Source organism: Streptomyces sp. NPDC013157 (assembly GCF_042899865.1).
In the GTDB taxonomy this organism is placed as follows: domain Bacteria; phylum Actinomycetota; class Actinomycetes; order Streptomycetales; family Streptomycetaceae; genus Streptomyces.
Window position 1 is genome coordinate 259,058 of the sequence record NZ_JBIBAK010000018.1, and the last position, 26,507, is coordinate 285,564.

The following is a 26,507-nucleotide window of genomic DNA, read 5'->3' on the forward strand; positions in this document are numbered from 1 at the left end:
CCGCTGCGAGCCGCCGAGCCACGGTGGCTCCCCATACGGGAGATCGATCGGGGGTGCACGCGTGCGCATCGGACTGATTACGGAGGGTGGCTATCCGTATGTGAGCGGTGACGCCAGACTCTGGTGCGACCGGCTCGTGCGCGGGCTCGGGCGGCACGAGTTCGACCTCTACGCGCTCAGCCGCACCCGGCACCAGGAGGACGAGGGCTGGCTGCCGCTGCCCCCGCACGTCAGCCGGGTCCGGACGGCTCCTCTGTGGACCGCCGACGAGGACGGCGTCACGTACGGACGGCGCGCGCGCCGGCGCTTCGCCGAGAGCTACGGCGAGTTCGTGGGGGTGCTGTGCGCCGGTACGGCCGCGGACGGCACGGATGGCGCAGGCGGCACGTACGGCGGGGACGGCGCGACCGGGCCGGGCGACGCGGGCGGCCCCCGGGTCGTGCCCGACTCTCTGGCGGACCGTTTCGGCAACGCGCTCCGCGGACTCGCCGAACTCGCCCGTGACGAGGGCGGTCTGGCCGGGGCGCTCCGCTCCGACACCGCCCTGCGCGCACTGGAGCGCGCCTGCCGCGCGCCCGGCGCCCTCGGTACGGCGCGCGAGGCACGCGTGCCCGACCTGCTCGCCGTCGCCGCACACCTCGAACGCGCCCTGCGCCCCCTCTCCCTGGACTGGTACGGCGACGACGGCCTCGGCGCGGCCGACCTCTGCCACGCCACCGCCGGCGGCCCGGCCGCCCTGGCCGGCCTGCTCGCCGGGCACTTCTCCGGGGTGCCGCTGCTGGTCACCGAGTACGGCGTGCAGCTGCGCTCGCACTACCTCGCCACCGGCCCCGACGCCGCCGCCCCCGCCGTACGCGCGCTGCTCGCCGCCTTCCACGGCCGGCTCGCCGCCGAGGTCTACCGCCGCGCCGCGATCATCACCCCGGGCAACGCGCACGCCCGCCGCTGGCAGGAGCGCTGCGGCGCCGAGCGCGCCCGCATCCGAACCGTGCATCCCGGCATGGAGGCCGCCCGCTTCACCGAGGTGGGCGAGGCCCCGGACCGCGCGGAACCGGACACGCTCGTGTGGGTCGGCCGGATCGAGCCGGCCAAGGACCTGGTGTCACTGCTGCACGCCTTCGCCGAGGTCCGCAAGGAGGAGCCCAAGGCGCGGCTGCGCGTCGTGGGCGCCCCGGCGGGGCCGGAGGGAGAGGCCTACCTGGGGCACTGCAGGGCGCTCGCCGCACAGCTCTTCCCCGACGAGGCCGAGGGCGTGCACGCCGTCGGCGACAACCCGGTCTCCTTCGAGGAGGTAGGCGGACCGGAGGCACCGACCCTCGCCGACGCCTACGCGTCCGCCGCGGTCGTCGTCCTGTCCAGCGTCGTCGAGGGCTTCCCGGTGGGACTCGTCGAAGCGATGTTCTGCGGCCGGGCGACCGTCTCCACGGACGTCGGCGCCGTGGTGGAGGCCATCGGCGGCACCGGGCTGGTCGTACCCCCACGCAATCCGCGGGCGCTCGCCGAGGCGTGCGTGGCCCTGCTGCGCGACCCCGAGCGCCGTGAGCGCCTCGGGGCCGCCGCCCGCGCCCGTGCGCTCGAACTGTTCACCGTCGAGCAGAACATCGCGGCATTTCACAGCATTTACCTGGAGATCGTCTCGCACTGCCCGGTACGCCGGGTCGTCCTGGGCCAGGCGGGCGAGCCCCTGCCGTTCGCCGTCCCGGCCGAGGCCCACGTGCCGGGCCGCTGGACCCGCCCCACGGCCCGCGTCGCACATCGCGCCGTACCGGGCTGGGCCCTGGGCACCGCACTGCGGCCCACCCCGGTACGGGCCGCCCCGCGCACGGCCACCGAGGGGGCGCTGTGAACGGCGACGAAGGCGGCCCGCTGAACGGCGGTCCAGGAGAGCTGGACCGGCCCGGGCGGCCCGGCGCGGCCGACGCCTGGGACGCGCGATCGGAAGGGTGGCTGCTGGGAGCGGACGAGGCGGGCCCGGAGCACGCCTTCCCCATGGGCGGGACGCCGGCGTCCGGCGGGGTCCCCCCGGGCGGCCCGGCTGCTGCCGAGGGCACCGTCGGCAGCCGCAGGACCACACGCCGCCGAGGCGCCGCCGCAGACCCGGTGAAGGCGCTGATGCACCGGCACCGCGCACTCTGCGAGCGGGCCGTGGACCCGCTGGAGATCGCGGCCGGCCTCGAAGCGCACGGCGTCACCGACCGCACCGCCGCCCGCTTCCGGCACCGTGACGTCTTCTCCCTCGCGGAAGAGCTCTACGCGCGCGTGCCCCGCGACGACGGCCCGCGCCCGTACCCCGAACCGGCACCCGCGCCCCGCGTGCGCGCCGACTGGGCGCTGCTCACGCTCCTCCCGGGCGCCGTGTGCGCGGCGGCCGTGACCGGCGTACGGCTCACCGAGGGCCGTCCCCGCCTCCTCGCGGCAGCCGTCGGCGTGCTCGCCGTCGCCCTGGCCGTACGCCCGGCCCTGCGCCGCGGCCCCCTGGCCGCACCGGCCCGAACCCCCGCCTGGCGCACCGTCACCGGCACCCGCGCCTGGACCTGCTGGCTGCTCGCCTACGCCCTGCTCGGCGACGGCCTGCTCCGGGCGGTCCTGGACGGCGGCCCCGACGGCCTCCCGACCGGCGCGGCCGACGGCCCCTGGCCAGTGACCACGGCCCCCGTCCTGGCCCTCACCCTGGCCTGCGCACCGGCGGCCTGGAGCGCCCACCTCTTCACGGCGGGCGCCCGCCGCAGGCTCGCGGCCAGCCGGGGCCTGGAGGAGTTCACCGGGGCCGTACGGCCGTTGCTGCTGGGCGTCTTCGCCCTCTTCCTCGGCGTCCTCACCGCCCTGCTCGCCCTGTGCGGCGCCGCCCTCGGCGAACCCGCCGGCTATGCGGCGGCCCTCACCCTCGGCGCCCTCCTCCTGCTCGCCCGCCTCCTCGCCGTCCACAACGTCCCGCAGGGGCCCACCCTCGCCGTCGCGGCCGCCACGGAAGCGGCGGCCGTGGCCCTCGTCCTGGCCGGCCGACTGCCCGGCTGCGCCTTCCTGGCCGCCCCCGTCGACACCCTGGTCGACGCCTGGGGAGCGGGCAGCGTCCCGGCACTCGTCTGCGGCGCCGCCGCCCTGGCGTTGCTGTTCCGGGCGACCGGCACCCTCACCCGGGCCTCGGCCCACGCGCCGACGGGAGACCCGGAGTGAGCAGAGCCGCCGATGACCTCGCACGCCTCGCCGAGCCGTCCCGGCGGCCGGTGCCCGGCATCCCGCCGGAGGCAACCGCACCACCTCTTGAAGGAGACCACCAGATGACCACCTCCCGACCCGGACCCGGAGCGTCCGGAACCACCGGAGTCGCCGGAGCGCACACCCCGGGAGCCGCGCGATGAGGGTTCTGCTGATCGGAGCCAACGGATACCTCGGCCGCTTCGTCGCCGACCGGCTGCTCGCCGACCCGGCCGTCCAGCTCACCGCGCTCGGCCGCGGCGACGACGCCGACGTCCGCTTCGACCTCGCCACCGGCAGCCCCGGCGCGCTCACCCGCTTCCTCGACGCGGTCCACCCGGGCGTCATCGTGAACTGCGCCGGCGCCACCCGCGGCGGTGCCCGGGAACTCACCCGGCACAACACCGTCGCCGTCGCCACCGTCTGCGAGGCCCTGCGCCGCAGCGGCTGCGGCGCCCGCCTGGTGCAGGTCGGCTGCAGCTCCGAGTACGGCCCGAGCCAGCCCGGCTCCTCCACCGCCGAGGACGCCGTGCCGCGCCCCGGCGGCCCGTACGGCGTCAGCAAGCTCGCCGCCACCGAACTCGTCCTCGGCTCCGGCCTCGACGCCGTCGTCCTGCGCGTCTTCTCGCCTGCCGGACCCGGCACGCCGGCCGGCTCACCACTCGGCCGCCTCGCCGAGGCGATGCGCCGCGCCATGCAGTCCGGCGACGGCGAGCTCAAACTCGGCGGCCTCGGCGCCCAGCGCGACTTCGTCGACGTACGCGACGTCGCCCGCGCCGTCCACGCGGCCTCGCTCTCCGCCGCCCAGGGCGTCATCAACATCGGCTCCGGCCGCGCCGTCCGGCTCCGCGACGCCGCCGCCGTCCTCGCCCGGGTGGCCGGATACGGCGGCGCCCTGCACGAACTGGACGGCCCGCCCGGCCCGCTGCGCGGTGCCATCGGCCACCCCCGGATGGACGGCGAGCACACGGGCCCGGTCGCGTACCCGTACCCGGACGGCTGCGGCAGCTGGCAGCAGGCCGACGTGCGCTGCGCCCGCGACCGCCTCGGCTGGCGCCCCCGCATCAACCTCGAGGAGTCCCTCGCGGACATCTGGATGGAGGCGGCGTGCCGCATCTGAGCAGCACCAGGGCGGGCGCCGCGACCACCGGCGTCCGCACCGCCGTCGGCGTCCCCGGCTACGCCCACCCGCTCCTCGCCCCCGCCCAGTGGGCCGAACTCACCCGCCCGGGCACACCCCTGCACTGGGTCGTCCTCGACGTGGCGAACGGCCCCGGCAGCCGCCCCGACCCGCACTGCCTGGAGGCGGCCGGTCGGCTCCGCAACGCGGGCGTCCGCGTCCTCGGCCACCTGGACACCACCTACGGCGCCCGCTCCCACGGCGACCTGCTCACCGACGCCCGCCACTTCCACGACTGGTACCGCGTCGACGGCTTCCTGCTCGACCGCTGCCCCACCGAGCGCACCGCGCTCCCCGAGATCCGCCGCGCGGTCGCCGCGCTCCGCACCACCGGTGACGGCCCCCACATAGTCCTCGGCCACGGCACCCACCCCCACCCGGGCTACGCCGAGAACGCCGACCAGCTGGTGACCTTCGCCGGGCCCTGGAGCGACTACCGCTGGTCCCAGGTCGCCGAGTGGACCGCCGACTACCCACCCGACCGCTTCTGCCACTTCGTGCACGGAGTGCCCCTCGGCCACCTCGACGAGGCGCTGCGCATAGCCCGCTGGCAAGGCGCCGCCACGATCTACTTCACCGACCGGACCGATCGCTGGGGCCGGGCCGATCCCTGGGAGGCCATGCCCGGCTACTGGGACGAATTCGTCTCGCGGATCGGAACGGGTGTCTCGGAATGAAGAAGCCCGTGGCAGTGTTACAGGGAGAACAACTGTAGTGATTGACCGATCAACGGAGTCCCCGTGTCGCTGCCACCCCTGGTCGAGCCAGCCTCTGAGCTCACCGTAGACGAGGTCCGCAGGTACTCCCGCCACCTGATCATCCCGGACGTGGGGATGGACGGGCAGAAGCGGCTGAAGAACGCCAAGGTGCTCTGTGTGGGCGCCGGCGGCCTGGGCTCGCCGGCGCTGATGTACCTGGCCGCCGCGGGCGTCGGCACTCTGGGCATCGTGGAGTTCGACGAGGTCGACGAGTCGAACCTGCAGCGCCAGATCATCCACAGCCAGGCCGACATCGGCCGCTCCAAGGCGGAGTCCGCCCGTGACACGGTCAAGGGCATCAACCCGTACGTGGACGTGATCCTTCACGAAGAGCGGCTCGAGGCCGAGAACGTGATGGACATCTTCAGCCAGTACGACCTGATCGTCGACGGCACCGACAACTTCGCCACCCGCTACCTGGTGAACGACGCCTGCGTGCTGCTGAACAAGCCGTACGTCTGGGGCTCCATCTACCGCTTCGACGGCCAGGCCTCGGTCTTCTGGTCCGAGTACGGCCCCTGCTACCGCTGCCTCTACCCGGAGCCCCCGCCGCCGGGCATGGTCCCGTCCTGCGCCGAGGGCGGCGTCCTGGGCGTGCTCTGCGCGTCCATCGGCTCCATCCAGGTCACCGAGGCCATCAAGGTCCTCACCGGCACCGGTGAGCCCCTCGTCGGCCGCCTGATGATCTACGACGCCCTGGAGATGCAGTACCGCCAGGTCAAGGTCCGCAAGGACCCGAACTGCGCGGTCTGCGGCGAGAACCCCACCGTCACCGAGCTCATCGACTACGAGGCCTTCTGCGGCGTCGTCTCCGAGGAGGCCCAGCAGGCGGCCGCCGGCTCGACGATCACTCCGAAGCAGCTCAAGGAGTGGATCGACGACGGCGAGAACATCGAGATCATCGACGTCCGCGAGCCGAACGAGTACGAGATCGTCTCCATCCCGGGCGCCAAGCTGATCCCGAAGAACGAGTTCCTCCTCGGCACCGCCCTGGAGGGCCTGCCCCAGGACAAGAAGATCGTCCTGCACTGCAAGACGGGTGTCCGCAGTGCGGAGGTGCTCGCCGTCCTGAAGTCCGCGGGCTTCGCGGACGCCGTCCACGTCGGCGGCGGCGTGATCGGCTGGGTCAACCAGATCGAGCCGTCGAAGCCGGTCTACTGAGCACAGGCTCCGCGGTGGGCGGGGGCTCCGGGCACGACAGGTGCCCGGAGCCCCCGCCTTCGTCATGAGCAGACCGTGCCGTCCTTCGGAACCGTGCCGCTGACCAGGTAGGCGTTCACCGCCGAGTCCACGCAGTCGCTGCCACTGCCGTACGCGCCGTGGCCCTCGCCGCCCTTCCAGGTCAGCTCGACCCCGACACCCTTGCCCAGCTCGTCGGCCATCCTCCGGGCGCCCTCGTACGGGGTGGCCGGGTCGCCGGTGTTGCCGACCAGCAGGATCGGCGCCGCGCCCGGTGCGCTCACCTCCGGTGTGTCCCACTGGCCCGCCACCGGCCAGTCGTGGCACCAGCCTGCCGAGTCCCAACCGAGGAAGTCCCCGAAGACGGGTGACACCTTCTCGAACTCCGCCAGCCGCTTCTTCGTCTCGGCGAGCGTCGGCCGCTCCTTGTCGTCCAGGCACGATATGACCCGTTGCGAGTGCGTGGTCGTGCCGTAGTGCCCCGAGGAGTCACGCTCGTTGTACTGGTCCGCGAGCGACAGCAGCTCCGAGCCGTCGCCCTCCTCGGCCGCCTTGAGTGCGCTGGTCAGCGTCGGCCAGCTGTCCTGGCTGTACAGCGGCAGCACGATGCCGGTGACCGCGAGGCTCTGGGTCAGCTTCCGCCCGGAGGACGTGGGCAGTGGTGCGGCGTCCAGCCGCTTCAGCAGATCGGCGATCTTCTGGGAGCCCTCGGCCGGGTCCTGGCCGGTGGACTTGAGGTAGTCGTCCAGGGCCCGCTGGAAGCCGGCGGCCTGGTTCTTCTCCTGGCCGACCGAGTCGGCCGTCGGGTCCACCACCGCGTCCAGGATCAGCCGTCCCACGTTCTTCGGGAACAGGTGGGCGTACACACCACCCAGCTCGGTGCCGTAGGAGATGCCGAAGTAGTGCATCTTCGCGTCGCCGAGGACCTGGCGCATCAGGTCCATGTCGCGGGCCGTGTCGGTCGTCGAGACATGCGCGATCAGCTTGCCGGCGGCCTTCTCGCATCCCTTGCCGAAGTCGGCGGCGTCCTGGAAGTACGCCGTCTCCTCCGCCGCGGTGTCCGGTGTCGCGTCGATCGACTCGGCGCTCTGGATGTCCTTGTCGCTGCGGCAGCGGATCCCCTCACTGGCCCCCACCCCGCGCGGGTCCCAGCTCACCAGGTCGTACCGCTCGCGCAGCGCGGAGACGGTGGAGGCGTAGTACGTCATCGTCGAGACGCCGGAGCCGCCCGGTCCGCCGAAGTTGAACAGCAGCGAGCCGATCCGCTTCCCGGAGCCCCCGCTCGCCTGCTCCCGGATCAGCGCCAGCCCGATCGTCTCCCCGTCCGGCTTCGCCCAGTCCAACGGCACCTTGAGCGTCGCACACCGCCATTCGTCCCCGGGCGCGGCCGAGTCCGAAGTGGCCTTGCAGCGGCTCCAGTCGAGCTTCTGGGAGGTGAGGGAAGCCGGCAGGGCGGCCGAGCCGCCGGCGGAGGCCGACGGCTGCCGGGACGCGGCCTTCCCTTCGTCCCCGCCCCCGCCGGACGCCCCGCCGCTGCACCCGGCCACGAGCAGCCCCGCGGCGACAGCGGCCGCCCACCGTACATATCGCAACATGCGCGCACACCCCCCACACAGGCTCTCCGCGCATTCGTTGCGGGAGAGCGGTCAGGCCATAGTAGGCGGCGCAGACGAAGGCCGTTGAAACCTGTGGATAGCCGTCTGACCTGCGGTTCTGCTAGGTGCAGACCGTTCCGGCCTTCGGTACCGTCCCCTCCAGCAGATAGCCGTTCACGGCCCCCTGCACGCACTTGTCCTTGCTGTCGTACGCCCCGTGCCCCTGCCCCCGGTAGGTCAGCTCGACCCCGACGCCCTTCCCGAGCGCGTCCACCATCTTCTGCGCGCCCTCGTACGGCGTCGCCGGATCCCCCGTGTTGCCCACGACCAGGATCGGCGCGGCCCCGGGCGCACTGACGTCGGGGTGGTCGGCGGCCCCCGGCACCGCCCAGTCGGTGCAGCTGACCATGCCCCAGGCGAGGTAGTCGCCGAACAGCGGGGAGGCGGCGCGGAACTCGGGCAGTTTCTGCTGGACGTAGTCGGCGGTGTACCGCTGCTTCTCGTCGGCGCAGTTGATGGCGATGTTCGCCGCCGTGATGTTGCTGTACTCGCCGTTCTCGCTGCGGCCGTTCATCGAGTCGGACAGCAGCATCAGGATCTTCCCGTCGCCGTCGTAGGCCTCTTCGAGCCCCTCGGTGAGGTACTCCCAGAAATCCTTGGAGTACAGGGACTGCGCGATGCCGTTGGTGGCGGCGGACTGGGTGAGCTCGCGGGGCAGGATGCCGGGGATCGGCTTCCTGTCGAGGTCCGCGAGGAGCTTGGCGATACGGTCCTTCACGTCCTGCGGGGTGTCGCCGATCGGGCACTCCGTCTGCTTCGACGTGCAGTCCGCGGCGAAGTTGTCGAGCGCGAGCTGGAAGCCCTTCGCCTGCCCGAGCGAGCTCTGCTCCGGGTCCTGGGTGGGGTCGACGACGCCGTCGAAGACGGCCCGGCCCACGTTCTTCGGGAACAGGTGGGCGTAGACGCCGCCGAGTTCGGTGCCGTAGGAGATGCCGAAGTAGTGCATCTTCGTGTCGCCGAGGACCTGGCGCATCAGGTCCATGTCGCGGGCCGCGTCGGTGGTGCGGACGTGCGGCAGGATCGCCCTGGAGTTCTTCTCGCAGGCGGCGTTGAACTGCTTGGTGCGGTTGATCAGCTGGGTGCGCTCGGCGCTGGTGTCGGGCGTCGCGTCCTGCTGGAAGTAGTTGTCGAGCTGGGCGTCGTTCTCGCACTCGACGGGGTCGCTGCGGCCGACTCCGCGCGGGTCGAAGCTGACGAGGTCGTAGCGGGTGCGCAGGGCGGCGTAGTCCGTGCCGAACGCGGGAAGCGTGGTGACGCCGCTGCCGCCGGGCCCGCCGAAGTTGAAGATCAGGGAGCCGATCCGCTTGCTTGCGTCGCCGCTGGCCCTGGCCCGGATCAGCGCGAGGCCGATGGTGGCGCCCTTCGGTTTCGACCAGTCCAGGGGCGCCTTCATGGTGGCGCACTGCCAGGTGCCGCCGCCGGGCAGCGGTGACGGCGCGTCGCCGCCGCCCTCGGCCTCGTCGGGCGCGGGGCAGTTCTTCCAGTCCAGTTTCTGCGCCGCCAGATCCCCGTCCTTGGAACCGTCGCTGCACCCGGTCGGCAGGCAGGCCAGGACCAGGGCGGCAGTCAGGGCGGTGACACGGATCCGGAAGGGGTTGGGCATGCTCCCATCCTGGGGTCGCGCACGGCCACGCGCGCGGGGCGCGAGCCGTCCGAGGTACGCCCCTAGAGCGCGCCCTTGCGGGAGAGGTGGTTGAAGGCCAGCCAGCCCGGCAGGACCGGCAGCCACAGGGTCAGCAGCCGGTACAGCAGGACGGCGGGCGCCGCGACCTCCTTGGGCAGGCCGACGGCGATCAGGCCGACGGTCAGGGTCGCCTCGACCGCGCCGACACCGCCCGGGGTCGGCGCCGCCGAGCCGAGCGCGTTGCCGGCGAGGAAGACGACGGCGACGCTGGCGATGCTCAGCGAGGTCGAGTCGTCGCCGAACGCGCGGATGGAGGCGTCCAGGCACATCACGAAGCAGGCGGTCAGCAGCAGCATGCCGCCGATGCCGGTGACGAGCTTCTGCGGCCGCTGCAGCACGTCCAGCATGCGCGGCACGACACCCGCGAAGAGCGACCGCACGCGCGTGCTGACGAACTTCCGCAGGAACGGCACCGAGGTCACCACGAGGACCAGCACCGCGACGGTCAGCAGGCCCGCGATGACCGTGCGGGACGGGGAGAGCGAAGGGGTCTTCTCGGTGCCGGTCAGATAACCGAAGGACAGCAGCATCAGGATGTGACAGCCCAGCCCGAACAGCTGCGAGGCGCCGACGCTCGCCACCGCGCCCCCGGGGCGCACGCCCGCGCGCTGCAGGAAGCGCGTGTTGAGGGCGACCCCGCCGACCGCGGCGGGCGCGACGATCTTCACGAACGACCCGGCGACCTGTGCCGCCACGGTCCGCACGAACGGCACCCGCTCCGGCACGAACCCGAGCAGCGACATCGCGGCGGCGACGTAGCTGAGCGCCGAGAACAGCACGGCGGCGATCACCCAGCCCCACTGGGCGTTCGCGACCAGGGGGCCGAACTCGATGTGGGTGAGCTGGGTCAGCAGGTAGTACCCGCCGATCGCGCCGGCGATGACGCTGATCAGCGTGCGCGGCCTTACCCGCTCCAGGCGGGCCGGCTCCACGGGTGCCTGCGGCCGGATCTTCAGCACCTGATGCCGGATCTGGGTGAGCAGGTCCTCCTCGCGGGCCTCTTCCAGCGCGTCGTCCAGGGCCCGCTTCTCGGCCCGCTGCTCGGCACGCACCGTCTTCTTGTCGGGTTTCTCGGCCTCCTCGGCGCGGGCCTGCTTGGCCTGCCGGGACGCCTCCAGGACCGCGTCCCGTTCGCGCTGGGCGCGCTCCCTGGCAAGTCTGCGCAGCGTCGCGCGCGTGGAGCGCGTCAGCGCGATCGGCTGGAGCATCGGCAGGCAGTCGGCGACGGCGTCGGGGCCGAGCACGCCGACCGCCGAGGCCACCGCCCGCTCGGCACCCACCCGCAGCCCGAGCGTGGTGACCAGCTGGGCGACGTCCATGCGCAGCAGCAGTTCGCCGGCGGCGATCTCGCCGCCGCGCAGGTCGGTGAGGATCACCGTGCCGGAACGATCCACCAGGATGGCGTCGCCCGCGAGCCTGCGGTGCGCGATCCGGCGCGACTGCAAAGCCTGCACCTGGTGCCAGGTGTGACGCAGGAGTTCGTCGGTGATCTCCTCGTCGGCCAGCGAGTCGAGGGTGCGGCCGCCGGTGTGCTCGTAGACGAGCATCACGGCGTCGGGCCCCAGCTCGGAGGTGGCGATCAGCTTGGGCGCGTTGGCGCCGGCCGCGATCGCCGCGTACGCCAGGAGGGCCTCCTGCTCCAGGGCCTGGCGCAGTGACTGGAGGCTGGAGCGGGTGGCGAAGCCGCGCAGGGTCAGGTTGCGCCAGGCGCGGTAGAAGAAGCCCTGGGCCTGCTGCTCCCGGTCGACGACCGTGACGTCCAGCGGCGGGCCGTCCTCCAGGGTGACGAAGTAGCGCCGGCCCCGGTCGCCGTTCTCGGTGTCCAGGGCCTCCTCGCGGGCCGCGCCGACCGGGTGGAAGCCGACGTGCCTGAGGCCCGCCAGCAGGGTCCGTCCGGTGGGGCGGACGTTGGGGGAGCCGACGGCGTACAGCGTGCCGTAGGCGACGGTCCAGCCGATCAGCACCGTGAGGATGATCGAGAACGGTGTCGTGTAGCCGGTGACGAGCATGGAGAACGCGTCGAGCAGCAGCACGATCCACAGCACCGCGCGCCATCTCGGCCGCCGGGACATGCCGACGGCCGTCATGTAGGCGATGACGGGCGCGAGATAGCCGTGCACCGGGTCGGTGAGGGCGTGGATGTCACCGGGGGAGGGCTGGGTGAGCGCCTCCTGGATGGAGTCCGGGGCGGCCCTGGCCACCCACAGGTCCGTGGCGAGAGTCACGCCGTGGGCGAGGACGGCCGCGAGCACGCCGTCGGCGATGCGCAGCCCGTCCCGCTTGATCAGCCGCTCGATCGCGAACGCGACCGGCACCAGCAGGATCGCGATGCTGGAGGCCAGCCCCGCGAACCTGATCAGCAGGTCCGGGGCCTGTCCGGTGCCCTTGTTGATGTCCTGTTCGAGCCCGGAGGTGGTGCCGTGCGCGAACGCGGCGATGCCGAGCAGCACGGCGATGGCGAGCACGCCGACCAGGAGCCGCATGAGGTCGGAGGGGCGGTGCACGCGCGCGGGGAGCAGCGGTTCGTCGCCCTCCACCTCGTCGGCGTGTGCCTCGTCGCACCCGTGTTCCGCCTCGGCGGCGTCCGGGCCCGAGGCGTCCTGGTCCACGGTGCCCGGCCGAGCGGTGTCCGGGTGCGCGGTGTCGGATCCGGGCGCGTCCGGGCGTGCGGCAGCGTCAGAGGTGCTCGCCCCGCCCTCGGGAGGCACACCCTGCTGCTCGGTCGTCTCTTCTTGGTCTCGTATCACCAGTCACCGCCCGCACGATGGTGGCATGCTCCACCGACACCCGGGGGCATCAGGGTGCAGATGCGGGGGCGCACAGTCTGCCCCAAGCGCCGCGAGAGGGCGAGACGAAGCCCCGCCGCGGACCGCACCGGTTGTCGGTGGGGTGCGGCAGGATGGGGCGAATGAGCGAGCAGAGCCTTCCCGAGGACACCCGAGAGGGGTACGCGGGCGAGCTGCCCGAGTACGCCGAGCGGGTCCTGGAGGTCGCCGAGCGGATCCCGCCCGGGCGCGTGATGACGTACGGCGACGTCGCGGAATGGCTGGACGAGGGCGGGCCGCGCCAGGTCGGGCGGGTGATGTCCCTCTACGGAGGTGCCGTCCCCTGGTGGCGGGTGGTGCGCGCCGACGGGGTCCTGCTCCCGGGGCACGAGCTGGGCGCGCTGGACCACTACCGCGCCGAGGGCACTCCGCTGAAGGAGGCGAACAGGGCCGCGGAGGGCCATCTGCCACGGCTCGACATGAAGCGGGCGCGGTGGGACGGCGGCGCGGACGCGGGGGCTCACACCTGACAGCTTCCGCCATCGGAGGCCTTCGGGGGGAATGCGTGACCCTTGCGGGGGACGCGGGGGACGTCCGTGGCATGACGTACGTTCGTGAGATGTGGGGCGCGCGTGCCGTGAGTGTCGCCCGAGGCGGATGGGAAGAAGCGGAAGCTCTGCTTCCGTCCGGTTCGTCGGCGTAGCGTCGGCTGCGCGTGTCCCGCTCACCCCGCGGCCACCCCTGCGCACGCGCGACCGCGAACCGACCAGCACACCCACCAGGACCGGCGAACCACGTGAGCTCCTCTTCCTCCACCAGGCGCCTGCCGCACCTCCAGGTGCGGCAGGGGAACCGTGGCGCTTACCGACTGGTCCGTACCCCGCCGGCCGACGTGGATCCCCCTCGTCTGGACGCCGCACAGCGCGCCGTGGTTGACCACGGGTCCGGTCCGCTGCTCGTCCTCGCCGGTCCCGGCACCGGCAAGACCACGACCCTGGTGGAGTCCGTGGCCGCGCGCATCGCCCGCGGCGCGGACCCCGAGCGGATCCTGGTGCTGACGTTCAGCCGCAAGGCCGCCGTCGAGCTGCGCGACCGCATGGCCCTGCGGGTGGGCGCGGCCCGCGCGCCCCGGGCGACCACCTTCCACTCGTACTGCTACGCCCTGGTCCGCGCCCACCAGGACAGCGGTCTGTTCGCGGACCCGCTGCGGCTGCTGTCCGGCCCCGAGCAGGATGTCGCCGTCCGTGAACTGCTCGCCGGCCAGCCCGACCTGGAGCGGCTCGGGCTGGACCATGTGCGCTGGCCCGACGAACTGCGCGCCTGCCTCACCACCCGGGGCTTCGCCGACGAGGTCCGCGCGGTCCTCGCCCGCAGCCGCGAACTGGGCCTGGACCCGGCCGCCCTGGACGCCTTCGCCCGCCGAATCGGGCGCCCCGACTGGCGGGCCGCGGCCGCCTTCCTCGCCGAGTACCTCGACGTCCTCGACCTCCAGGGCGTCCTCGACTACGCCGAACTCGTCCACCGCGCGGTGCTGATCGCCCACCGCCCCGAGGTCGCCCTGGACCTCGCAGGGCGTTACGACGCCGTGTACGTCGACGAGTACCAGGACACCGACCCGGCCCAGGTGCGCCTGCTGCACGCCCTGGCCGGCGGCGGCCGCACCCTGGTCGCGTTCGGCGACCCGGACCAGTCGATCTACACGTTCCGCGGCGGCGACGTGAACGGCATCCTGGACTTCCCGTCGGCCTTCGCACGCGTGGACGGCCGCCCCGCCCCGGTGCAGGTGCTGCGCACGTCCCGCCGCTCCGGGGCCGGTCTGCTGGCCGCGACCCGGCTGCTGACCCAGCGGATGCCGCTGACCCGGCTGCCCGCCGACAAGGTGCGCGCGCACCGCGAGCTGACCGCCGCGCGGGACGGCGGCCGTGTCGAGGTCTACACGTACCCGACGTCCGGGACCGAGCTGGACAACATCGCCGACATCCTGCGCCGGGCGCACCTGGAGGACGGCGTGCGCTGGAGCGACATGGCCGTCCTGGTGCGCGCCGGGTCCCACACCATCCCGACGGTCCGCCGCGCCCTCACCGCGGCCGGCGTGCCCCTGGACATCGACGGCGACGACGTCCCGCTGCGCCACGAACCGGCGGTGGCGCCCCTGCTGACGGCGCTGCGGGCGGTGGCGGCCGCGGATGCCGCGAGCGCCCGCGAGGAGGTCGGGAGCGACCGGGAGGGGGCCGCGAGCACTCAGGAGGAAGCGCCCCCCTGCTGGCTCGACACCGAGACCGCGCTCACCCTGCTCACCTCCCCCCTCGCCGGCATGGACGCGGCCGACCTGCGGCGCCTCGGCCGTGCCCTGCGCGACGAGGAGCGGGCGGCCGGCAACGCGTTCCCGCCCCCGTCGGACGAACTGCTCGCACGGGCGCTCGCCGAGCCCGAGCGCCTGGCCGTGCACGATCCCGGGTACGCGCGTGGGGCGCAGCGGCTCGGTGCGCTGCTCAGCCGGGCCAGGGAGCGCCTGACGAGCGGCGGTACGGCCGAGGAGGCGCTGTGGGTCCTGTGGAACGGCACGCCCTGGCCCTCCCGCCTGGAGCGCTCCGCCCGGCGCGGCGGCGCGGCCGGCCGCAACGCCGACCGTGACCTGGACGCCGTGTGCGCCCTGTTCGCCACCGCCGCCCGCGCGGAGGAGCGCAGCGGCGGCCGGGGCGCGCTGAACTTCCTCGCGGAGATCGAGGCCGAGGACATCGCCGCCGACACCCTCGCCGGCCGCGCGGTACGCCCCGACGCCGTACGCTTGATGACCGCGCACCGCGCCAAGGGCCTGGAGTGGCGCCTGGTCGTGGTGGCCGGCGTCCAGGAGGGCCTGTGGCCGGACCTGCGCCGCCGCGGCTCGCTCCTGGAGGCCGACCGCATCGGCCGCGACGGACTCGCCGAACCGCTCACCCCGGGCGCGCTGCTCGCCGAGGAGCGCCGCCTGTTCTACGTGGCCGCCACGCGCGCGCGTGAACGCCTCGTCGTCACCGCCGTGAAGGCCCCCGCGGACGACGGTGACCAGCCCTCCCGGTTCCTCACCGAACTGGGCGCCGAACCCCAGGACGTCACCGGACGCCCCCGTCGCCCGCTCGCCGTGGCCGCCCTGGTCGCCGAACTGCGCGCGACCACCGTCGACCCGCGCGCGTCCGACACCCTGCGAGAGGCCGCCGCCCGCCGCCTGGCCCGCCTGGCCGCCCTCGCCGACGAGGACGGCCGCCCCCTGGTGCCGTCCGCACACCCCTACCGCTGGTGGGGCATGTTCGAGCCGACCGAGAGCAAGGTGCCGCTGCGCGACCGCGACCAGCCCGTGGTGCTCTCCGGCAGCGCCCTCGACCAGCTCGCCAACACCTGCTCCCTCCAGTGGTTCCTGGGCCGCGAGGTGAAGGCCGACGCGCCCGCCACCACCGCCCAGGGCTTCGGCAACGTCGTGCACGTCCTCGCCGACGAGGTCGCCTCCGGACGCACCCCCGCCGACCTCGCCGTCCTCATGGAGCGGCTGGACTCGGTGTGGAACGCGCTCGCCTTCGACGCGCCCTGGAAGTCGGCGCAGGAGAAGGACAACGCGCGCGTGGCGCTCGAACGCTTCCTGAAGTGGCACGTCCTGGACCGCACCGCACGCACCCCGGTCGCCAGTGAGCAGGACTTCGACGTCACCCTCGGAGCGGGCGACTACGAGGTGCGCATCCGCGGCCAGATGGACCGGGTGGAGGCGGACGGCGAGGGACGCGCGTACGTCGTCGACTTCAAGACCGGCAAACAGGCGCCCAGCGCGGCCGAGGTGGCCCGGCACCCGCAGCTCGCCGTCTACCAGCTCGCGGTCCGCGAGGGCGCCGTCGACGACGTCTTCGACGGCGTACGGCCTGAGCCCGGCGGCGCCGAACTGGTCCACCTCAGACAGGGTGCCGCCCAGCGCGACGGCGGCGAGAGCCTGCCCAAGGTGCAGGCGCAGGAACCGCTGGAGGGGGAGTGGGTCGGAGAACTGCTGGCCTCCGCCGCCGGCAAGGTCCTCGACGAACGGTTCGCGCCGACCACCGGCCAGTACTGCACCCACTGCGCGTTCCGCGCCTCGTGCAGCGCGCGGCCGGAGGGGCGGCACGTGGTGGAGTGAGCGGTGTGCCATCGATGGCGCTGTTTCACCGAGTGTCAGTGCATTTACCGATTGTCAGTGCCCGCCGCTAGCCTCTTTCCTCATGCCCGCCCGTATCACCGACCCCGAGCAGCTCAAGGAGCTCCTCGGCATCCCGTTCACCCCGGAGCAGACGGCCTGCATCACCGCGCCGCCCGCCCCGCAGGTGATCGTGGCCGGGGCCGGGTCGGGCAAGACGACGGTGATGGCGGCCCGGGTGGTCTGGCTGGTCGGCACCGGACAGGTGGCCCCGGAGCAGGTCCTCGGTCTGACCTTCACCAACAAGGCGGCCGGCGAGCTCGCCGAACGCGTCCGCAAGGCACTCGTCAGGGCCGGCGTCACCGACCCCGACGTCATCGACCCCGACCACCCGCCGGGCGAGCCGGTCATCTCCACGTACCACGCCTTCGCGGGACGGCTGCTGACCGACCACGGCCTGCGCATCGGCCTGGAGCCGAGCTCCCGGCTGCTCGCCGACGCCACCCGCTACCAGCTCGCCGCACGCGTCCTGCGCGAGGCCCCCGGCCCCTACCCCGCCCTCACCCGCTCCTTCGCCGACCTGGTCAGCGACCTGCTCACCCTCGACTCCGAGCTCGCCGAACACCTGGTACGCCCCGAGGACCTGCGGGCCTGGGACGCCGGACTGCTGAACACCCTGGCAGGCGTGAAGCTCGGCAACGCCGACCTGCGCAAGGTCCCCGATGCGGCCGCCGCACGCCGCGAACTGGCCGAGCTGGTCGTCCGCTACCGGGCCGCAAAGCGGGAGCGGGACCTGCTCGACTTCGGCGACCAGATCGCGCTGTCCGCGGCGCTGTCCGGCATCGCCGAGGTGGGCCGACTGCTGCGCGACGAGTTCCGGGTCGTCCTCCTCGACGAGTACCAGGACACCTCGGTCGCCCAACGCGTCCTGCTGGCGGGCCTGTTCGGCGGCGGCACCGGCCACCCCGTGACCGCGGTCGGCGACCCCTGCCAGGCCATCTACGGCTGGCGCGGCGCCTCCGTCGCCAACCTGGACGACTTCCCCGAGCACTTCGCGCACGCCGACGGCCGCCCCGCCACCCGCCAGGCGCTCAGCGAGAACCGCCGCAGCGGCGGCCGCCTCCTCGACCTCGCCAACGGCCTCGCCGAGCCGCTGCGCGCCCTGCACGCGGGCGTGGAGGCCCTGCGCCCCGCCCCGGGTGCCGAGCGGGACGGCACGGTCCGCTGCGCCCTGCTGCGCACCCACGCCGAGGAGATGAACTGGATCGCCGACTCGGTCGCCCACCTCGTCCGCACCGGTACCGCACCCGGCGAGATCGCGGTCCTGTGCCGCACCGCGACCGACTTCGCGGAGATCCAGGGCGCCCTCGTCGCCCGTGACGTCCCCGTCGAGGTCGTCGGCCTCTCCGGGCTGCTGCACCTGCCCGAGGTGGCCGACCTCGTCGCCGTCTGCGAGGTGCTCCAGGACCCGGCAGCCAACGCCTCCCTGGTCCGGCTGCTGACCGGCCCGCGCTGGCGCATCGGCCCCCGCGACCTGGCCCTCCTCGGCCGACGCGCCCGGCTGCTCGTGACCCACGCGCGCGTGGGCGATGCCGACGACCCGGACCGCAGGCTCGCCGAGGCCGTCGAGGGGGTCGACCCCGCCGAGGTGATATCCCTCGCGGATGCCCTGGACACGTTCCTGGAGCTGCCGTTCGACGGCGACCGGGCCGGGCAGGGGGACGACGGGCTGCCGTTCTCACCGGACGCGCGCGTGCGTTTCGCCCGGCTCGCCACCGAGCTGCGCGAGCTGCGCCGCTCCCTGTCCGACCCGCTGATGGACGTCCTGCACCGCGTCCTCGCCGTCACCGGCCTGGAGGTGGAGCTGTCCGCGTCCCCGCACGCGCTGGCCGCCCGCCGCCGCGAGACGCTCTCCAACTTCCTGGACGTCGCCGCCTCCTTCGCGGCCGGCGACCAGGAGGCGACCCTGCTCGCCTTCCTCGGCTTCCTGCGCACCGCCGCCCAGTACGAGAAGGGCCTCGACAACGCCCTGCCCGGCGGCGAGAACACCGTCAAGGTGCTCACCGCGCACAAGTCCAAGGGCCTGGAGTGGGACGTCGTCGCCGTCCCCGGACTGGTCAAGGGCACCTTCCCGAGCAGCCAGGGCCGCGAGAAGTGGACCGCCCAGGCCAAGGTGCTCCCGCACGCCCTGCGCGGCGACACCGCCACCCTGCCCGACGTCGAGGCCTGGGACTCGCGGGGCATGAAGGCCTTCCACGAGGCCATGAAGGAGCACCAGCACACCGAGGAACTGCGCCTCGGCTACGTCACCTTCACCCGCCCCCGCTCCCTGCTCCTCGGCTCCGGCCACTGGTGGGGCCCCAGCCAGAAGAAGCCGCGCGGCCCCTCCGACTTCCTCCGGGCCCTCCACGACCACTGCGCCACCGGGCACGGCGAGATCGAGGCCTGGGCCGACGAACCCGAGGAGGACGAGGAGAACCCCGCCCTGCACACGGCGAGCGCCGACCAGGTCTGGCCGCTGCCGCTGGACACGGCCGCCCTGGCCCGCCGCCGCGCGGCCGCCGAGACCGTCCTCGCCCACCTGGACGCCCTCACGGCCGAAACCGGCGGAGGCGCTCCCGCCGACCACGTTGCGGCCGCCGTCGAGGACCCGGACTGGCCCCCGCCGCCCGAGGACGAGGAACCCGACCCCTACGAGGACGACCTCCCGGATGCGGACTCCGCCGACTGGGACTCCTGGAGCACCGACCGCCCCACGGTCCCGCACCAGGCCGGGCCCGCCGGGCGCACGCCGGCACCTGACAGCACCCTGGAACCCGCGCGCACCCTCCCCGCTGCGGAGGAAGCCCTCCTCACCCCCGAGGAAGCCCGCACCATCGCATCCTGGGACCGTGACCTCGACGCGCTCACCGGAGAGCTGCTGCGCGCCCGGCGGAACGTCACCGACGTTCCCCTCCCCGCCGCTCTCTCCGCGACCCAGCTGATGCGGCTGGCCGAGGACCCGGACGGGCTCGCACAGGAACTCGCGCGCCCCATGCCGCGCCCCCCGCAGCCGGCCGCACGCCGGGGCACCCGGTTCCACGCCTGGGTCGAGGCGCGCTTCGAGGAGCTCACGCTGCCCATGCTGGAGCCCGACGAGCTGCCCGGCAGCGACGCCGAGATCGCCGACGAACGCGACCTCGAAGCCCTCAAGGAGGCCTTCGAACGCACCGAGTACGCGCACCGAACGCCGTACCGAGTCGAAGCCCCTTTCCAGCTCTCCCTCGCGGGCCGGGTCGTCAGGGGCCGCATCGACGCCGTCTACCGGACGGACCACGCCGACGGCGCGGCGTACGGGACGACGTACGAGATCGTCGACTGGAAGACCAGCCGTACCCGCCCCGCCGACCCGCTCCAGCTGGCGATCTACCGGATCGGCTGGGCCGAGCAGCAGGGTGTGCCGCCCGAGTCGGTCACGGCCGCGTTCGTGCACGTACGCACCGGCGAGGTCGAACGACCGGAAGGTCTGCCGGACCGGGCCGCCCTGGAAAGACTGATCATCGGGCAAGCTGAGTGTGACGAACCGCCCGCCGAGGATGTCGGTCCGGGCCGATAGGCTCGTGACCATGAGCCAGACCCCGGACAGCGCCGTCCGCACGTACATCGAGGAGCACCGCGCCGCCTTCCTCGCCGACCTCGCCGAATGGCTGCGCATCCCCTCCGTGTCGGCCCAGCCCGACCACGCCCCCGATGTACGCCGCAGCGCCGACTGGCTCGCCGCCAGACTGACGGAGACCGGCTTCCCGACCGCCGAGGTCTGGGAGACACCGGGCGCCCCGGCGGTCTTCGCCGAGTGGCCCGCCGGCGACCCGGCGGCGCCCACGGTCCTGGTCTACGGCCACCACGACGTCCAGCCCGCCGCCCGCGAGGACGGCTGGGACAGCGATCCCTTCGAGCCGGTCGTCCGGGACGACCGGCTCTACGCGCGCGGGGCGGCCGACGACAAGGGCCAGGTGTTCTTCCACACACTCGGCGTCCGCGCCCACCTCGCCGCCACCGGCCGCACCGCACCCGCCGTGCACCTCAAGCTGCTGATCGAGGGCGAGGAGGAGTCCGGCTCGCCGCACTTCCGGGCCCTGGTCGAGCAGCACGCCGAGCGGCTCGCCGCCGACGCCGTGATCGTCTCCGACACCGGCATGTGGTCCGAGGACACCCCCACCGTGTGCACGGGCATGCGTGGGCTCGCCGAGTGCCAGATCGTCCTGCACGGCCCCGACCAGGACATCCACTCCGGCGCCTTCGGCGGCGCCGTCCCCAACCCCGCCACCGTCGCGGGCCGCCTGGTCGCCGCCCTGCACGACGAGCACGCGCGCGTGGCGATCCCCGGCTTCTACGACGGCATCGTCGAGCTCAGCGACCGCGAACGGCAGCTCTGGGCCGAGCTGCCGTTCGACGAGGAGAGCTGGCTGCGCGAGGCGCATTCGTACGCCACCGAGGGCGAGGCCGGGCACACCACCCTGGAGCGCGTCTGGGCCCGGCCCACCGCCGAGGTCAACGGCATCGGCGGCGGTTACCAGGGCCCCGGCAGCAAGACGATCATCCCGTCCTCGGCCCTGCTGAAGCTCTCGTTCCGGCTGGTCGCCGGACAGGAACCCGAGCACATCGAGAAGATCGTCCGGGCCTGGGCCACCGAGCGGATCCCCGCCGGGATCCGCGCCGAGATCACCTTCCTGCCGGCCACACGCCCGTGCCTGACGCCGCTCGACCACCCCGGCCTCCAGTCACTCGCCCGCGCCATGGGCCGGGCCTTCGAGGGACCGATCCGGTTCACCCGATCGGGTGGCTCGGGACCGGCCGCGGACCTTCAGGACGTGCTCGGCGCACCCGTCCTCTTCCTGGGCATCTCCGTCCCCTCCGACGGCTGGCACGCCCCGAACGAGAAGGTCGAGCTGGACCTCCTCCTCAAGGGCGTCGAGACCAGTGCCTACCTGTGGGGCGACCTCGCCGATAACTGGCGCCATGCCCCCTGAGCCACCGACGCCGTCCGGAGCGGCACCGCGGGCGGGGCACACTGGAAGGGCCGCCCCGCCCGCCCCGCCCCCGCCCCACCTGTTCTCCTCCCGACCTTCGTCCCGCTGAACCGCCCGCTGAAACATCCGTTGCACTGGGGGAGTTGGAAGCACCCGTGACCACCTGGACCGACCACACCGCCGACCGACCCATCTCGCTCACCGCCCCGAGCGGCATCGACCGCGCCGCCCACCACCGGCTCGACGAAGCCTGGCTCGCGGCGGCGTGGAGCCACCCCGACACCCGCTGTTTCGTGGTCTCCGGCGGCCAGGTCCTCATCGACGAGACGCCCGACGGCCGCACCGAACTCGTCATGACACCCTCCTTCGAGGCCCCCCTCACCGAGGCACACCGCTACTTCCTGGGCACCGACGAGGACGGCGTCAGCTACTTCGCCCTCCAGAAGGACGCCCTGCCCGGCCGTATCGACCAGTCCGCACGCCCCGCCGGCCTGCGCGAGGCCGGACTGCTGCTGTCCCCCCGGGACACCGGCCTGATGGTGCACGCGGTCGGCCTGGAGAACTGGCAGCGAACCCACCGCTTCTGCTCCCGCTGCGGCGAGCGCACGGTCATCGCCGCCGCCGGTCACATCCGCCGCTGCCCCGCCTGCGGCGCCGAGCACTACCCGCGCACCGACCCCGCCGTGATCATGGCCGTCACCGACGAGGAGGACCGCATCCTGCTCGGCCGCCAGGTCCACTGGCCCGAGGGCCGCTTCTCCACGCTCGCCGGCTTCGTGGAGCCCGGCGAGTCCATCGAGCAGGCGGTGCGCCGCGAGGTCTTCGAGGAGGTCGGCGTCACCGTCGGCCCGGTCGAGTACGTCGCCAGCCAGCCCTGGCCGTTCCCGTCCAGCCTCATGCTCGGCTTCATGGCCCGGGCGACCTCGACCGAGATCAACGTCGACGGCGACGAGATCCACGAGGCCCGCTGGTTCTCCCGCGACGAACTGGGCGCCGCCTTCGACTCCGGCGACGTCCTGCCGCCGTACGGCATCTCGATCGCGGCCCGCCTGATCGAGATGTGGTACGGCAAGCCGCTGCCGACGAGGAGCTTCGTCTGAGACGGCCGTCATGACCGCAGAGGAGTACTGGAACCACAACGTCCACTACCACCCCGTGGTGCTGGACGCGGTGCCGGACGGCTGCCGAGCCGCCCTGGACGTCGGCTGCGGCGACGGTCTGCTCGCCGCCAGGCTCGCGACCAGGGCGGAGTCGGTGACCGGCGTGGACCGGTCGGCGGAGATGATCAGCCAGGCACGCAAGCGGGAGGCCGGGAACGTCACCTTCCTGGAAGGCGACTACCTCGGCGCCGCCGCTCTCGACGAGGAGGGCTACGACTTCGTCAGCGCGGTCGCCGTCATCCACCACGCCCCCTTCGACGACGCGATCGAACGGCTGGTGGGGCTGCTCGCGCCCGGTGGCCGCCTGGTCGTCGTCGGCCTGGCGCACGACCACACCCTGCTGGACCGGGTCATCAGCGGCTGCGGGGCCCCCGCCAGCCTGCTGACCGCGCGCCGGCGCGGCGGCAAACGGGGCCCCGCCGGCATGCCCGTCGAGGACCCGATCATGACCTGGCGAGAAGTCCGGCGGTCCACCGCACATCTGCTTCCCGGGCGCCGCTTCCGGCGCCGCTTGCTGTGGCGCTACACGCTGGTGTGGGACAAGCCGGTCTGAACATACGAAAGCGGCCCCTGAAGCGAGTCAGGGGCCGCTTCGTGCGGCGACGTACCGGGAGAGCTACGCGCTGATCTTCTGCTTCACCTGGGCCAGCGACGGGTTCGTCAGCGTCGAGCCGTCCGCGAAGAGCACCGTGGGGACCGTCTGGTTTCCGCCATTCGCCTTCTCCACGAACGCGGCCGACTCCGGGTCCTGCTCGATGTTGATCTCGGTGTACGCGATGCCCTCGCGGTCCAGCTGGCTCTTCAGCCGGCGGCAGTAGCCGCACCACGTGGTGCTGTACATCGTCACAGTGCCCTGCATCTCGCTCGCACTCCTTCGGCAGGTCGGGGAAGGTCGTCCAGGGAGGGAACGTACGCGACCCGCCCGCCATTCCCGTGACACGGGCGCCGAGCGACGCCTGCCGCAAGGGCGTGAGTGACGCCTGCCGCATTAGTACGACTGCGCGGGGCTGCCTGTGGACAACCGGCACTGCCGTCTCCGGCGACCTGGCAGCATGGCCATGTGACAGCAGCAACGCACTCCTCCCTCTTCCCGCCGGTACCGGACTCTGCCGACGCGGTGCTCGACGGGCTCGACCCCGAGCAGCGCGCGGTGGCGACCGCCCTGCACGGTCCGGTGTGCGTGCTGGCCGGGGCCGGTACCGGCAAGACCCGGGCGATCACCCACCGGATCGCCTACGGGGTGCGGGCCGGCATCCTCCAGCCGTCCAGCGTGCTCGCCGTCACCTTCACCAACCGCGCCGCCGGGGAGATGCGCGGCCGGCTGCGCCAGCTCGGCGCCCAGGGAGTGCAGGCCCGCACCTTCCACTCGGCCGCGCTGCGCCAGCTCCAGTTCTTCTGGCCGAAAGTGATCGGTGGCTCCCTGCCCCGGCTCGTCGACCGCAAGATCCAGCTCGTCGCCGACGCGGCCGCCGCCTGCCGCATCCGCCTGGACCGGGGTGAGCTGCGGGACGTCACCGCCGAGATCGAGTGGTCCAAGGTCACCCAGACCGTCCCCGCCGACTACGCCCTTGCAGCCGTGAAGGCCGGCCGGGAGGCCCCCCGCGACCCCGCCGAGATCGCCCAGGTCTACTCGGTCTACGAGGACCTCAAGCGCGACCGCACGGTCATCGACTTCGAGGACGTCCTGCTGCTGACCGTCGGCATCCTGCAGGACCGGCACGACATCGCAGACCAGGTCCGCGCCCAGTACCAGCACTTCGTCGTCGACGAGTACCAGGACGTCAGCCCGCTCCAGCAGCGGCTGCTGGAACTGTGGCTCGGCGACCGCGACAGCCTGTGCGTCGTCGGCGACGCCAGCCAGACCATCTACTCGTTCACGGGAGCAACCCCCGACCACCTGCTCGACTTCCGCACCCGCCACCCCGGGGCGACCGTCGTCAAGCTGGTCCGTGACTACCGCTCCACACCCCAGGTCGTCCACCTCGCCAACGGCCTGCTGGCCCAGGCCCGCGGCCGGGCCGCCGACCACCGCCTGGAGCTGATCTCGCAGCGCCCCGCCGGACCCGAGCCCGTCTACACCGAGTACACCGACGAGCCGGCCGAGGCCGAGGGGGCCGCCCGCCGCATCCGGGAACTCGTCGACGCCGGCGTCCCGGCCGCCGAGATCGCCATCCTCTTCCGGACGAACTCCCAGTCCGAGACCTACGAGCAGGCTCTCGCCGACGCCGGAGTGCCCTACCAGCTGCGCGGTGCCGAGCGGTTCTTCGACCGGCCCGAGGTGCGCAAGGCGGGCGTGGCCCTGCGCGCCGCGGCCCGCTTCGGCGGTAACGACGCGCTGCTCGACGACACCGTCGACCTGCCTTCCCAGGTGCGTGCCGTTCTGTCCGGGGAGGGCTGGACCACCGAGCCCCCGGCCGGCTCCGGCGCGGTCCGGGAGCGCTGGGAGTCGCTGGCCGCCCTGGTCAACCTCGCCCACGACGTCGCCGCCGCCCGGCCCGGAGCCACCCTCGCCGACTTCGTCGCCGAACTCGACGAGCGCGCGGGTGCCCAGCACGCCCCGACCGTCCAGGGCGTCACCCTCGCCTCCCTGCACTCGGCGAAGGGCCTGGAGTGGGACGTCGTCTTCCTGGTCGGCGTCGCCGAGGGCATGATGCCGATCACCTATGCGAAGACCGACGAACAGATCGAGGAGGAACGCCGCCTCCTCTACGTCGGCGTGACCCGCGCCAGGGAACGGCTCCATGTCTCCTGGTCCCTCTCCCGGACCCCCGGCGGCAGACCCGGCCGCAGGCCCAGTCACTTCCTGGACGGTCTGCGCCCCGGCTCCACCGGCACCGTCGGCCGCGCGGGCGGCGCCGGTGGCGCCGGTGTCGAACGCGGCTTCACCGGCGGCCCCGCGGCCACGCCCCGGCGCACCCAGCGCAGTCCCGCCCGGTGCCGGGTCTGCGGACGCACGCTGACCGATGCCGGCGAGATGAAACTGATGCGCTGCGACGGCTGCCCGTCCGACATGGACGAGGGCCTCTACGAGCGGCTGCGCGAATGGCGTGCCGACCAGGCCCGGCTCAGCGGCCAGCCCGCCTTCTGCGTCTTCACCGACAGGACGCTGATGGCCATCGCCGAGAGCGCTCCGGACGACGACCGCGAGCTGGCCCGCATCCCCGGTGTCGGCATGCGCAAGCTCAACCGTTACGGCGCCGATGTTCTGGCCATCTGCGCAGGCCAGGAGCCCGAGGGAGAAGAAGTGGGGGACTGATGCGAACTCGTCGAAAAAATAGTTTGCGCATGCCCCGGCAATCCCCATAGGTTCTAGGCACGGAAACGGCGGCCTTCTCGAAGGCCCGGTTCCGTGTTGTACTTGCATATCCGAGCGGATCGGCTCAACACCGGTCCCCTAGACGCCGAGAGGAGGCGAGTCCAGTGATCAGCATCAAGACCAGCATCATCAGCGCGGCCAAAATGACCGATCTCTCGGCCGTCTCCGTGTGCATGCTCGGCGTCTCGAACCTGGGCACCGGTCTGTCCGGCATTCCTGCCGTGCGTCCGGCGTCCTCCGTTTCTCTCGCGGGTCTTCCCGTCCGTGAGCGCAATGAGCGACCGACGAAGGCACTGGAAGCAGTAGCGGCACAGGCGAAGGCCTATGCCTTTACGGCGGCCGGTGCCGGTAGCCGGAAGCAGACGACGCAGCACCACCTGATGTGGGCCTTCCGTGGGCCAGAACCCTGGAGTGATCCAGCCTGATCGATCAGGCCGGCGCCTTCAGGGCCGCGGAACCCCATCCGGGATCCGC

Annotated in this window: 17 protein-coding genes; 13 read left to right on the forward strand and 4 right to left on the reverse strand. The window is 73.2% G+C overall.

Going from position 1 to position 26,507, the window contains the following annotated elements:
* Positions 1 to 100 precede the first annotated feature (100 nt).
* The 5 genes from ACFY6U_RS41215 (at position 101) to moeZ (ending at position 6,294) form a co-directional block, all read left to right on the forward strand.
* Positions 101 to 1,846: a glycosyltransferase gene (locus tag ACFY6U_RS41215; protein WP_390046733.1), complete on the forward strand. Its 1,746-nt coding sequence runs from the start codon at positions 101 to 103 to the stop codon at positions 1,844 to 1,846.
* Positions 1,843 to 3,174 (forward strand): hypothetical protein, encoded by a 1,332-nt coding sequence (locus tag ACFY6U_RS41220; RefSeq protein WP_390046735.1) that lies wholly within the window; start codon positions 1,843 to 1,845, stop codon positions 3,172 to 3,174. The genes ACFY6U_RS41215 and ACFY6U_RS41220 overlap by 4 nt, the downstream gene beginning before the upstream one ends.
* Positions 3,175 to 3,355: 181 nt before the next feature.
* Positions 3,356 to 4,315, forward strand: a complete 960-nt coding sequence (locus ACFY6U_RS41225) for an NAD-dependent epimerase/dehydratase family protein (protein ID WP_388907111.1) — start codon at positions 3,356 to 3,358, stop codon at positions 4,313 to 4,315.
* Positions 4,303 to 5,052, forward strand: a complete 750-nt coding sequence (locus tag ACFY6U_RS41230) for a spherulation-specific family 4 protein (protein ID WP_390046737.1) — start codon at positions 4,303 to 4,305, stop codon at positions 5,050 to 5,052. Before ACFY6U_RS41225 ends, ACFY6U_RS41230 begins: the two co-directional genes overlap by 13 nt.
* A gap of 63 nt (positions 5,053 to 5,115) precedes the next feature.
* Entirely contained in the window at positions 5,116 to 6,294 is a 1,179-nt protein-coding gene (moeZ, locus tag ACFY6U_RS41235; protein WP_351489685.1) for an adenylyltransferase/sulfurtransferase MoeZ, read from the forward strand.
* Positions 6,295 to 6,356: 62 nt separating this feature from the next.
* Here the strand turns inward: moeZ and ACFY6U_RS41240 are convergent, their stop codons facing one another.
* The 3 genes from ACFY6U_RS41240 to ACFY6U_RS41250 all read right to left on the reverse strand — a co-directional run bounded on the left by ACFY6U_RS41240 (position 6,357) and on the right by ACFY6U_RS41250 (position 12,398).
* A complete protein-coding gene (locus tag ACFY6U_RS41240) occupies positions 6,357 to 7,907 on the reverse strand; it encodes an alpha/beta hydrolase (protein ID WP_390046739.1) in 1,551 nt (516 codons plus the stop codon).
* A gap of 121 nt (positions 7,908 to 8,028) precedes the next feature.
* Complete coding sequence (locus ACFY6U_RS41245; protein WP_390046741.1) at positions 8,029 to 9,570, reverse strand: alpha/beta hydrolase; 1,542 nt, start codon at positions 9,568 to 9,570, stop codon at positions 8,029 to 8,031.
* Positions 9,571 to 9,632: 62 nt separating this feature from the next.
* Entirely contained in the window at positions 9,633 to 12,398 is a 2,766-nt protein-coding gene (locus tag ACFY6U_RS41250) for a lysylphosphatidylglycerol synthase domain-containing protein (protein WP_390046743.1), read from the reverse strand.
* A gap of 161 nt (positions 12,399 to 12,559) precedes the next feature.
* Between ACFY6U_RS41250 and ACFY6U_RS41255 the strand changes: the two genes are divergently transcribed.
* The 6 genes from ACFY6U_RS41255 (at position 12,560) to ACFY6U_RS41280 (ending at position 23,270) form a co-directional block, all read left to right on the forward strand.
* Positions 12,560 to 12,946: an MGMT family protein gene (locus tag ACFY6U_RS41255; RefSeq protein ID WP_390046745.1), complete on the forward strand. Its 387-nt coding sequence runs from the start codon at positions 12,560 to 12,562 to the stop codon at positions 12,944 to 12,946.
* Between the two features lie 266 nt (positions 12,947 to 13,212).
* Positions 13,213 to 16,551, forward strand: coding sequence for an ATP-dependent helicase (locus tag ACFY6U_RS41260; RefSeq protein ID WP_390046747.1), 3,339 nt, complete (start codon positions 13,213 to 13,215; stop codon positions 16,549 to 16,551).
* A gap of 82 nt (positions 16,552 to 16,633) precedes the next feature.
* Positions 16,634 to 20,143: a UvrD-helicase domain-containing protein gene (locus ACFY6U_RS41265; RefSeq protein WP_390046749.1), complete on the forward strand. Its 3,510-nt coding sequence runs from the start codon at positions 16,634 to 16,636 to the stop codon at positions 20,141 to 20,143.
* A gap of 10 nt (positions 20,144 to 20,153) precedes the next feature.
* Complete coding sequence (locus ACFY6U_RS41270) at positions 20,154 to 21,557, forward strand: dipeptidase (protein WP_390046751.1); 1,404 nt, start codon at positions 20,154 to 20,156, stop codon at positions 21,555 to 21,557.
* A 155-nt stretch (positions 21,558 to 21,712) separates the two neighbouring features.
* Positions 21,713 to 22,657 (forward strand): NAD(+) diphosphatase, encoded by a 945-nt coding sequence (gene nudC, locus ACFY6U_RS41275; protein WP_351489667.1) that lies wholly within the window; start codon positions 21,713 to 21,715, stop codon positions 22,655 to 22,657.
* Positions 22,658 to 22,667: 10 nt separating this feature from the next.
* Complete coding sequence (locus tag ACFY6U_RS41280; RefSeq protein ID WP_390046753.1) at positions 22,668 to 23,270, forward strand: class I SAM-dependent methyltransferase; 603 nt, start codon at positions 22,668 to 22,670, stop codon at positions 23,268 to 23,270.
* 63 nt (positions 23,271 to 23,333) lie between these two features.
* Here ACFY6U_RS41280 and ACFY6U_RS41285 read toward each other — a convergent pair whose 3' ends face one another.
* Positions 23,334 to 23,576, reverse strand: a complete 243-nt coding sequence (locus ACFY6U_RS41285; RefSeq protein ID WP_093499206.1) for a mycoredoxin — start codon at positions 23,574 to 23,576, stop codon at positions 23,334 to 23,336.
* 201 nt (positions 23,577 to 23,777) lie between these two features.
* Here ACFY6U_RS41285 and ACFY6U_RS41290 point away from each other — a divergent pair, with 201 nt between their 5' ends.
* A complete protein-coding gene (locus ACFY6U_RS41290) occupies positions 23,778 to 25,973 on the forward strand; it encodes an ATP-dependent DNA helicase UvrD2 (RefSeq protein ID WP_390046755.1) in 2,196 nt (731 codons plus the stop codon).
* Positions 25,974 to 26,137: 164 nt separating this feature from the next.
* Positions 26,138 to 26,458, forward strand: a complete 321-nt coding sequence (locus ACFY6U_RS41295) for a hypothetical protein (RefSeq protein ID WP_351489658.1) — start codon at positions 26,138 to 26,140, stop codon at positions 26,456 to 26,458.
* Positions 26,459 to 26,507 lie beyond the last annotated feature (49 nt).